The 9,091-nt window shown below is 40.1% G+C and carries 12 protein-coding genes and 1 pseudogene; 9 read left to right on the top strand and 4 right to left on the bottom strand.

The genetic code is table 11. The features are described from left to right. The 3 genes from ACFINE_RS08655 to ACFINE_RS08645 all read left to right on the top strand — a co-directional run. Positions 1-513 (top strand): filamentous hemagglutinin (locus ACFINE_RS08655; protein ID WP_375621747.1); only part of this gene is annotated, 513 nt, incomplete at its 5' end. A 20-nt stretch (positions 514-533) separates the two neighbouring features. After that, complete coding sequence (locus ACFINE_RS08650) at positions 534-950, top strand: hypothetical protein (RefSeq protein ID WP_375621746.1); 417 nt, start codon at positions 534-536, stop codon at positions 948-950. A gap of 180 nt (positions 951-1,130) precedes the next feature. Next, positions 1,131-1,490, top strand: a complete 360-nt coding sequence (locus ACFINE_RS08645; RefSeq protein ID WP_375621745.1) for a hypothetical protein — start codon at positions 1,131-1,133, stop codon at positions 1,488-1,490. Between the two features lie 54 nt (positions 1,491-1,544). On the opposite strand, the gene ACFINE_RS08640 is transcribed toward ACFINE_RS08645, so the two are convergent. Together ACFINE_RS08640 and ACFINE_RS08635 are read right to left on the bottom strand one after the other, a co-directional pair. Beyond that, a complete protein-coding gene (locus ACFINE_RS08640; RefSeq protein ID WP_375621744.1) occupies positions 1,545-1,745 on the bottom strand; it encodes a helix-turn-helix transcriptional regulator in 201 nt (66 codons plus the stop codon). 209 nt (positions 1,746-1,954) lie between these two features. Further along, entirely contained in the window at positions 1,955-3,121 is a 1,167-nt protein-coding gene (locus ACFINE_RS08635) for a tyrosine-type recombinase/integrase (RefSeq protein WP_375621743.1), read from the bottom strand. Between the two features lie 175 nt (positions 3,122-3,296). Between ACFINE_RS08635 and ACFINE_RS08630 the strand changes: the two are divergent. The 5 genes and pseudogenes from ACFINE_RS08630 to ACFINE_RS08610 all read left to right on the top strand — a co-directional run. After that, a pseudogene (locus ACFINE_RS08630) lies at positions 3,297-4,571 on the top strand (phage portal protein); the annotation flags it as partial. A 13-nt stretch (positions 4,572-4,584) separates the two neighbouring features. After that, the gene (locus ACFINE_RS08625) at positions 4,585-5,478 is read left to right on the top strand and encodes a hypothetical protein (protein WP_375621742.1); all 894 of its coding nucleotides are present in this window, start codon (positions 4,585-4,587) and stop codon (positions 5,476-5,478) included. A gap of 91 nt (positions 5,479-5,569) precedes the next feature. Then, on the top strand, positions 5,570-6,697 hold the full coding sequence (locus ACFINE_RS08620) for a N4-gp56 family major capsid protein (protein ID WP_015856180.1): 1,128 nt from the start codon (positions 5,570-5,572) through the stop codon (positions 6,695-6,697). A 20-nt stretch (positions 6,698-6,717) separates the two neighbouring features. Continuing rightward, entirely contained in the window at positions 6,718-7,098 is a 381-nt protein-coding gene (locus ACFINE_RS08615; RefSeq protein ID WP_252619690.1) for a hypothetical protein, read from the top strand. Positions 7,099-7,109: 11 nt separating this feature from the next. Beyond that, positions 7,110-7,490 (top strand): hypothetical protein, encoded by a 381-nt coding sequence (locus ACFINE_RS08610; RefSeq protein WP_375621741.1) that lies wholly within the window; start codon positions 7,110-7,112, stop codon positions 7,488-7,490. Between the two features lie 35 nt (positions 7,491-7,525). On the opposite strand, the gene ACFINE_RS08605 is transcribed toward ACFINE_RS08610, so the two are convergent. After that, positions 7,526-7,810, bottom strand: a complete 285-nt coding sequence (locus ACFINE_RS08605) for an addiction module antidote protein (protein WP_375621740.1) — start codon at positions 7,808-7,810, stop codon at positions 7,526-7,528. Beyond that, on the bottom strand, positions 7,791-8,099 hold the full coding sequence (locus tag ACFINE_RS08600) for a type II toxin-antitoxin system RelE/ParE family toxin (RefSeq protein ID WP_375621739.1): 309 nt from the start codon (positions 8,097-8,099) through the stop codon (positions 7,791-7,793). Before ACFINE_RS08600 ends, ACFINE_RS08605 begins: the two co-directional genes overlap by 20 nt. 65 nt (positions 8,100-8,164) lie before the next feature. Between ACFINE_RS08600 and ACFINE_RS08595 the strand changes: the two genes are divergently transcribed. Further along, on the top strand, positions 8,165-8,761 hold the full coding sequence (locus ACFINE_RS08595) for a hypothetical protein (RefSeq protein ID WP_375621738.1): 597 nt from the start codon (positions 8,165-8,167) through the stop codon (positions 8,759-8,761). Positions 8,762-9,091 lie beyond the last annotated feature (330 nt).

Here is a 9,091-nt window from a genome sequence, read left to right as displayed (position 1 = left end):
GATTCTGCTATCTCAGAACTTCTAGTCGCGGGCTATCAGAAGTTTATGGAAAATAACTTTTGGGGTTTGACCAATTCCACACAAGAAGCAAAAGATTTGATGTATAGCTATGGTAACACGGGATTGCATTTTGATGCCCATAGTCGTGGCAGTTTGACAGGCTTTAATATGATGAATTCTTTCAAACAAGAAGGTGTAAATGATGTAGCAGGCAATACAACGATCAGTTTCCATGGACCAGCGGCTAATGTTTTGGCGGCATCCGGTTTGTTAGGTTATGTGAGTGGTGGCAAACAAACCACTATTGGTTTTGATGGGCATAGATTTGACGTTGTAAGCAGATTGATTGGTGGCAATGGCTATGCTTATGAGACAATATCTGCTGGTAGTAACTGGTGGACAGAATGGTGGAGAGTGATCATGAATCCCATAAGCTCCCATACTTGCCTTGGAGATGCGAGTGATAAGTGTACATGGCGCTATGGCACATCTCATCGTGAACAAAAACCTTGAATTAAATAATGGAGTAAAAAATGAAACAAACTCTAAAGCTATTAGGTGCTGTAACTTTATTAGGTATTGCAGGATGTCAGTTTAATAAAACTCCTGGAGGGTATTTGAGCGCGTGGGAGAAAAATGGTGTTACTAATTTTACAGAGGTAGGAAAAGCCTTGTTAGAATGTGGCATGCCAACGCCTTATGATGTCGATCCAGAAAACAGAAAGCAGAGCATTAATGCAAAAGCAACAATTTATGCTTGCATGCTTCAATCAGGGTTTCGCTATAAAGATGAAGAGGTAGCAAGAGCGGGAGGGCCATGTTATACTTTTAAAGAGAAAAACTTGCCCATTTGTCGTCCAGGCGCTGTTGTTCCACAGCGCAGTGTCAAGAAGCGCTTAAACAGCCCGTTTTGTAAAAAATATAAAAATAGTCGCAAATGCCAGCCTTAAGTTTTGCTGTTTGTGATGATTAACAATCCGCCATCCTTGCCTTCGCTTGGAATGGCGGGATTGTTTTCTCAATCTAACATCTCAATATTGTTCACCGTTGTTTTAAGCAGCGGTGACGGGAAATATCAACAGGCTTATGAGCTTTTTTATTGTAAATAAATCCATTGAAAGAGGGGAATAATGAAGAAAATCTTAAAACTATTGAGTTGTATAGCTCTGTTAAGTATTACTGGATGTGTTAATTCAATTCCCTCACTTTCTCCAGCATTATGGAGAAATAAAATACTTTTAGAATGTGGAGTACCGGACCTTAATAAGGTTGTGGCGCTAGATTTGAATCAATTTGCCAGTATTGAAATGTGTATGGCGCAATCAGGTTTTCGCCCTAGCTTTACAATACAAGATTGGTGTGAGAACCATAAATCAGACAACCTTCCCATATGTCGTCCTGGTGCTGTCATGCCTCAGCGAAGTGTTGAGAGACGCTTAAATAGCCCTTATTGTAAAAAACATTCAGAACAACTTGAATGCGAACCTTAAGTCTTGCTTCAGCAGAGAAAGCCTTGTCCGTTCTTACGTGACAAGGTTTTCTTTTTATGCCGCGTCGTTATAACGTTGCTGTTTTGCTTGCTCGATGACATTGAAAAGATCTGATTGTAACCAACGGGATAAAAAGCCAAATTTTAAAGGTTTTGGGAGAGAGCCATTGGTTACATGACGGCGGAATGTTGAAACACTCATATGAAGCAATTTTGCACTTTCACGGTCTGTTAAAAGAATAGCATTTTCTGTCATACTAAAATCCTTTCACTATAAAAAAATGGTAACAAATCATAACCATTTATTAACCACATTTTGGTTCATTTAGAAAGATGTTTTATTCATAGAAAACAATATTTTATTATACAATTTCTAATGTGATAATTTATGAGTCTTATTGAGAGAGAATGAGAGAGAAGAGAGCTAAAGTTATCCACAGATAATGGGGTTATTCACCCCATATTTTAGGTTTGACTCGTGACATAAGCCGCCCATTTATCCATATAGACACGGCGCTGTTCTAGATAGTCAGTGCGACGATAGGAGCGCTCTACTTGTCCTCCTACTGTATGACTTAGAATAGTTTCAGCGACCTCATAGGGAGCATCGGTTGTTTCAGCAAGCCAATCGCGTAAACTAGAGCGAAAACCATGCGGGCAGGCTTCAAGTTTATTGTCTCTCATATATTGAGCCATACACTTCTCAGCGAGGGGACCGCGACCTTTAGCAGAAAAAAAGAAATCATTACGAGAAAGCAATCGTGCTTGTTTTAAAATGTCTAATGCTTCAGTTGATAAAGGCACGCGAAATTCTTTTGTTGTATCACGCTTGCCTTTCATATTTTCAGCAGGTATGGTCCATATATCCCCATCAATTTGATCTTTATGAATATGACGTAAAGGATTGGTACGAACACCTGTCAGAATAAGCAAACGCAAAGCCAGTTGTGTTATAGCTGTTTTTTGACAAAGCGTTTGATAAAAAGCCGGAACCTCTCTCCAATCCATGGCTGGTCTATTAGTGACCTTATGGCGTTGTTTTCCTAAGAGAGCTTTTGCTTTTTCTACAGCTTGTAAATCAACATCTACACCTAATGCAGCCGCATGTTTGAGACAAAGATTAAGACGTATCAATGCTGTTCGAGCAATTACAGCCTTTGTATGCCAAATGGGAGAAAGGGTATTGCGTATCTCTGTTTGCGTAATCTCTGAAACGGGTAAACAGCCTAATTTAGGGAGAATATGAAGGCGTAAAGGTGTAAACCATTTACCATTTTTACCATCACCTTTTAATTCAGCTTTACGAGTTTCAAAAGTATCTAGTGCAATATCTTTTAAGTAATGGAGATTGCTTATTGCCTCACGCTTTTGTTTTTCACGTTCTTTAATAGGGTCACGCCCTTCACGTAAAACAGCCCGCCACCCAGTTGCCAATTCACGGGCTTGTTTTAAAGAGACATCTCTTAAAGCACCCAAGCCCATTTCGCGACGCCGCCCATGAATGGTATAACGATACAGCCATTGAGCACCTCCATCTTTACGCTTATGAAGAAGCAAGCCGGCACCATCATTATATTTGCCAGTTCCCAATGTTGCGACAGATCTTGCATTAAGACGATTCATAAGAACCATTTTTACTCCTTTCTGCTATAGTTTTTACCCACACATCAACCCCGCTTGTGACGTGCAAGCAAGTGATTTTGATTGATTCAAGATACACAGATTTAAGATGAGAGAATCTTACGTTATTCAGGGTTCTCATTCAATATGAATAACGCTAGATTATGATTATAAATCAATGCCTTGAACGCTTGTTGAATGCCGTTGGTTTGAAAGCGAGCGATATTACAAAGCGCCCGATTTAAGCACTGGAGAACTTCGTGATTATAGCGAAGAAGAATTTAAGCAGCTCCAGTGCATGATGCCCGATATCCAAGGGGCAGCTTTCAATAAAAAGGTCGTAAAACGTGCTTTTTTAGGGAGAAAATTGCTTGAATCCCCCGATCAACCTTTAGTTCCAGCTGGTCAATTGGGTTGGGAGTGTATAACGGGGTATTTTGACAAGATAGAACGGCAATTTTATGGGGTTGTGCGCCCGACAAAAGATCCACAACGGTGGGCGAATAAATATTTCAGTCAAGTGATGTATATCCTTAATAGCCAATCCAAAGGGGGGCTTATTGTCGAGGAAGGGGCGTTTAAGGACATCAGGCAGGCTATGCAAGATTGGGCGCGGGCTGATGCGTTGCTAGTTGCTGAAGATGGCGCTCTTGCAGAAGGCAAGATACAACCAAAGCCTGTAGCACAGTTTCCAGAGGGCTTTTTCCAGCTGTTTAATGAAGCTAAGGAAGCAATTAATCAGGTGACGGGTTTATCGCCCGAATTCATTGGCACAAGAGAAGTGACACAAGCGGGTATTTTGGAGGCACAACGACGCCAATCCAGTTTAAATCTGCTTGCTTGTCTGTTTGATGGCTTACGTTTGTATCGCAAGCGGCAAGGTAAGATTATTTTGCACCTTATACAGAATTACTTGTCCGATGGGCGTTTGGTACGGATATCTGGTGAGGAGAATGCGCAATATATTCCATTGACGCGTGAAGAAGTAACGAGTGTCGAGTATGACATTGTTGTCGATGATGCTCCAACCAGCCCGAATGAGAAAGAGCGCACCTTTGGTATTATCACGCAATTATTACCGTTGCTTCAAAATGCTGTAACACCGGATATTATGCTTGATTTGCTTCGTTACTCACCCTTGCCTGCGTCATTACTCAATCGTGTAAGTGAGAAGATGCAACAGCAGCAAATGGCACAACAAGCCCAACAACAGCAAATGAATCCGGAACAAGAAATGAAGTTGCAGGAAAAGCAGCAAGATATTGCGGCTAAAAGTCAGATGCAACAGATGGATTTACAAGGCAAGCAGATTGAATTGGTTATGCGTCAAAAGAGAGCAGAATTGGAAGCTGAATTGATGCAACAGAAGCATGAGCTTGAACGGGAGCGTATTCTTAATGAACGAGCGCAAAATCAAATCATGCGTGAAAGAGCGGCAACATACAGAGGAAGAAGCATTTGAGAGAGGTTAGAGAATGAATGCAGAAATGAACGAAGCTATGAATGAAGATTACAGAGTTGGAGCACCGGTCTTTGATGATGAGAGCTCTTTTGATGCTGGCACTTATGATGGTGAAACGATTGATAATGATGACATTACGTCTCCAGAGCCGGTTGCACAGCCCGTTGAAAAACCTTCAGAGATTGTTCCTAGTATAGAACAGCAGCGTATGGAGCAACAAGCCAAACAAGCTCGTGAAGCGCTTGTCAAGCTTTATGAACCCCAGTCCCAGACGCCAATGGTTGAAGGTGAAAATGCACCCCCAGACCCTACACAAGACATTATTGGCTATATGAGTTGGATGGGAAAAAAGATTCGAGAGCAGGATGCGTATATTAGGGAACAGAAAGAAGCGCTAAGACAAGCTGAGGAACAGCAGCAGCATGATATACGTCTTGGTGAATTTTTTAATAATTCTGTTAAGTCGTTTCAAAATAAATCCAGTGATTTTGGTGATGCGGCAAATTTTCTTTATGAGAAGCGTGCGAAGGAATTGAGTTCTTGGTCGTCACTTTATCCTGAGTATGCAGATCCAAATACAATTTCTGAGATCATAAGGAATGAATTGCGTACGATTGTAGCGACTTGTGCACAAAGAGATCTCAATCCGGCAGAAGAGATTTATAGAATAGCGCAAAATCTTGGCTATCAGAACCAAGCAGTGCAAGCGAATAATCAAGTTGCAGAACTTCAAAGTCGGCAGAATTCTGCGCGGACTTTGACAGCATCTGGTGGAGGAGGGAGTACTGGACCAATGACTTTAGCAAGCATTGATAGGATGTCAGAAGAAGAATTTGACGTTTGGATATCAAATCCGAAAAATAAAGCGATTTTTCGGCAATTACACGGTGCAGGTAACGGGTATTAAGAGTGCATTTTATAGAAATTAGTCTGTTTTATACAGGGCTATGATCCGGCTTTTAAGCCGGTTTTTTTTACAGCAAAGAAAGGTAAAATCAATGGCATTAACAACAGTTAGAGCAGATGATCCTCATGCGATAAGCACGTGGTCAAAATTATTAAATACAGAAGTTTCAAAGGCGATACCTATTGCCCCTCTTATAGGCAGGGGTTCAAACAGCATTATTCAACTTAAAACTGAAACACAGAAGGGCAGAGGGGATTGTGTTACATTTAGCTTACGTACACAGCTTTTGGGACGGGGAGTTACCTCAGGACAGACGCTTGAGGGGAATGAAGAGGCATTACAATTCCTTCATGACAGACTCTATATTGACGAGCTTTCGCATGCAGTTCGTGTAGAAAATGAAGGTAGTATAGCGCAACAACGTACAACGTTTGATTTGCGTGACGAAGCAAAAGATGGCTTAGTTGATTGGTATGCAGATCGCTTAAGCTTGATGTTTTTCATTCAAGCTTGCGGATATACAGCAAGGACAATCTCTTTTGAAGATCGGATGATAGATATCGAGAATGTGCATTATGGATTTAATGAACCTCTGGCACCAAGTAGTAAGCGAATTATCCGTCCAGATGGTAAAACCAAGGATGAAGAGCTAAGTGAAGCGCCAAAACACAGCTTTAGTTTGAAGCTTATTGACGAAGCTGTAAAAATGGCGAAACTTGCTAATCCCAAAATTCGACCAGTACGTGTGAATGGGGAGAGTGTTTATGTTCTCTATTTGCATCCAACACAAGTGATGCAATTGCGTACCAATACAGAGACTGGTCAGTGGCTTGATATTCAGAAAGCTGCTTACACAGGCTCTCGTGCGCAAAACCCAATCTTTGATGGTTCTTTAGGCATGTATAATGGTGTGATTTTACGTGAATCTGAACATGTCACCCATGGGGTTAAATCTACCGATCATACAGCGAAAAAAAGTGTGCGTCGTGCTGTTTTTCTTGGAGCACAAAGTATCGTTATGGCTTTTGGAAATAATCGCAATGTCAATCGCTATAAATTGGTGGAAGAGCATTTCGACTATCAACGTTACTATGGTTTGTCTGCGAAAACACTGATTGGCATGAAGAAAACCCGTTTCAAATTTCCAAATAGCTCTCAAGCAGCGCAAGATTTTGGAACGATTGTTATCCCCACCTACAGTGGTGAACCTGATAATTAATCATAGGGAGGAAACAAGACATGGCAGATCAATTACCCCCTCCATTACAGGGCAGAAATCTACATACCCAACAGGTAAGTTTTTTGCGGTTAAATATCTCGCATAAAGATAAGCATCTTACGGAGAAAATTGGGATATTACCCCGTGGCGCTTTGATCACTTCGATGAAGGCTTTTGTCAAGACGGCATTTTCTGAGGCAAAATTAAAGATAGGTAGCACCTATGGAGGCAATGAGTTCAGTGAAAAAGACATCAAAGCCCAAGGCACGCAAGATTTTACGCCAACAGATCAAAAGTCTTTTGTTGCAGATGATAAGGAGATGACCCTTTATGCAACACGAGACAAAACCACCGATGCTGGTGAATGTATTGTGGTTGTGCAATTCGTAACAAATCATTGAGGGGATAAGACATGGCAGATTATTTACCACAGCCCTTGCAAGGGAGAAATCTTCATACCCAGCAGGTAAGCTTTTTGCGGCTTAATTTTAGCTATGAAGATAAAGAAAACGCTATGAGAATAGGCACGCTACCTCGTGGTGCTTTGATTACTTCAATTAAAGTGTTTGTTAAGACGGCATTTTCAGAAGCGAAGGTAAAAATAGGCAGCACTGCTGGAGGGACTGAGTTTGGTGAAGTAGAAATCAAACAACAGGCAGTAAAAGAGGTTAAGCCCACCAATCAGAAGGAATTTGTCCCTTATGATGAAGAGGTCACTCTCTATGCTAAAGCTGATAAGACAGTACAAGCTGGTCAAGCAAGTATAGTCGTTGAATTTGTAACCAATCACTGAAATTGAGGGGAGAGATTTATTAACTCCCTCTCAGTTTATGAAGTAGAAGACTGTACAGAGAGTTGCAAATTAAGGGCAGATAAGACAGCGACTAAGGTAGAAAGTTTAGGGTCACCAGTCTTACTTAAAGAGCGGTATAATCCACTGCGTTCGCGATTGGTTTCTTTTGCTAAGGCACTCATATTTTGAGCACGTGCAACAATACCAAGGGCATCTGCTATATGAGAGGCATCACCGGTTTTAAAGGCTTCATTAAGAAATGCTTGTTGTACCTCAATGTCTTCAAGATATTCTTCTGGTTTAAAGGGGGTTATTTTCATTACTGTACTCCTCTTTTAACTTTAATGCTTGTTCAATATCTTTTTTCTGCGTTGATTTATCTCCACCACATAACAAAAGGATAAAATCAGAGCCTTTTTGGGTAAAATAAATTCGGTAACCAGCACCATAATGGATACGTAATTCACCTATGCCATTAAAGAATTTAACATCACCGAAAAGACCCTGTTTTAAGCGGACAATACGTTGAAGAATAATAGCCTTAACGCTTTTATCTTTAAGTTTCTTAAGCCAAGTATCAAATTCTATCGTTTTATGAATGAATACCATTTGAGTACTATACTACACAAACTATATAATATCAATAGTAATAATTTTTACTGAAAGGTATTTTGATGACACGTCATTATATTCGGGTTAAGACTGGAGGACCGATACCTGTAAAGCGAGATGTTTATCGTCATAAGAGAACACTTTCGCACTTAGTGTCGGTCATTCAAGATGAGATTGATGACATAGCCGATGAGTATGTTCAACAAATCCAAGAAAGCATTTTTGCAGCCATTCGTTTTTGTGAACGGGAGACCTTTTACTTTAACGAAAGCCGTGATGTGGTGTTTGAGACACGGGCGGGACAAGGTGTTTATGATGCAAGCGCTACCCGCCCTATTGAAACAGCTGTTAAAATAAAAAACGTTTATCTAAGCTCTGATCAACATCATAAGTTTGCCTTGGAATGTAAGGACCATGTTTCTTTAGAGCCTTTGTTATCATCAGAGCAGCAAGGAACGCCGGTTTGTTACAGTTATTTTGATAGGAAATTACATCTTTATCCCACGCCGGATAAAGCCTATCAGATTCAACTCATTCTCTCTCCATTGCGTTTATCAGAGATAGTACTCAGTATAATATCAAAAAACACAATAAAGTCAATAGGTTGTGTGAAGTTATTTTATATGAATCCACTTAAGAATCCACATTTTTATACGTGATTCATTTGACCATTTTTTATATAAGATTGGCATGTATGAATAGACCATAAAAAGCAAATCATGATGTAAATATTATAACGCATGTGTGTATTCAAATAAAATGAAAAGCCGATATCATTCATAACAGTTCATAAATTTTATGATACGTTTTTATCACAGCACAAATCACATTGTTTTAAATTTAGTCGTTTGAAAATATCGATAACATACGTTTAAAGATCACATCTTGTTTTAAAGATTGGATTGTTAATCACATAAAAGAGCAAATTAACATTCGCCAAAATTGGCGAGCGCAAAATAGAGAGCTGTCATAACAGCATCATCATAACA

Origin of the sequence: Bartonella sp. AA97HXZ (genome assembly GCF_042196985.1) — a bacterium.
In the GTDB taxonomy this organism is placed as follows: Bacteria; Pseudomonadota; Alphaproteobacteria; order Rhizobiales; family Rhizobiaceae; genus Bartonella.
The sequence above is the reverse complement of the archived record's forward strand: the minus strand, read 5'-3'. Positions and strand labels throughout refer to the sequence as shown.

What these genes read in the sequence shown, in the direction of transcription:
- ACFINE_RS08595 (WP_375621738.1), top strand. Translation starts at nt 8,165, where the DNA reads ATGACACGTCATTATATTCGGGTTAAGACTGGAGGACCGATACCTGTA.
- ACFINE_RS08640 (WP_375621744.1), bottom strand. Translation starts at nt 1,745, where the DNA reads ATGACAGAAAATGCTATTCTTTTAACAGACCGTGAAAGTGCAAAATTG.
- ACFINE_RS08620 (WP_015856180.1), top strand. Translation starts at nt 5,570, where the DNA reads ATGGCATTAACAACAGTTAGAGCAGATGATCCTCATGCGATAAGCACG.
- ACFINE_RS08615 (WP_252619690.1), top strand. Translation starts at nt 6,718, where the DNA reads ATGGCAGATCAATTACCCCCTCCATTACAGGGCAGAAATCTACATACC.
- ACFINE_RS08605 (WP_375621740.1), bottom strand. Translation starts at nt 7,810, where the DNA reads ATGAAAATAACCCCCTTTAAACCAGAAGAATATCTTGAAGACATTGAG.
- ACFINE_RS08635 (WP_375621743.1), bottom strand. Translation starts at nt 3,121, where the DNA reads ATGGTTCTTATGAATCGTCTTAATGCAAGATCTGTCGCAACATTGGGA.
- ACFINE_RS08645 (WP_375621745.1), top strand. Translation starts at nt 1,131, where the DNA reads ATGAAGAAAATCTTAAAACTATTGAGTTGTATAGCTCTGTTAAGTATT.
- ACFINE_RS08610 (WP_375621741.1), top strand. Translation starts at nt 7,110, where the DNA reads ATGGCAGATTATTTACCACAGCCCTTGCAAGGGAGAAATCTTCATACC.
- ACFINE_RS08625 (WP_375621742.1), top strand. Translation starts at nt 4,585, where the DNA reads ATGAATGCAGAAATGAACGAAGCTATGAATGAAGATTACAGAGTTGGA.
- ACFINE_RS08650 (WP_375621746.1), top strand. Translation starts at nt 534, where the DNA reads ATGAAACAAACTCTAAAGCTATTAGGTGCTGTAACTTTATTAGGTATT.
- ACFINE_RS08600 (WP_375621739.1), bottom strand. Translation starts at nt 8,099, where the DNA reads ATGGTATTCATTCATAAAACGATAGAATTTGATACTTGGCTTAAGAAA.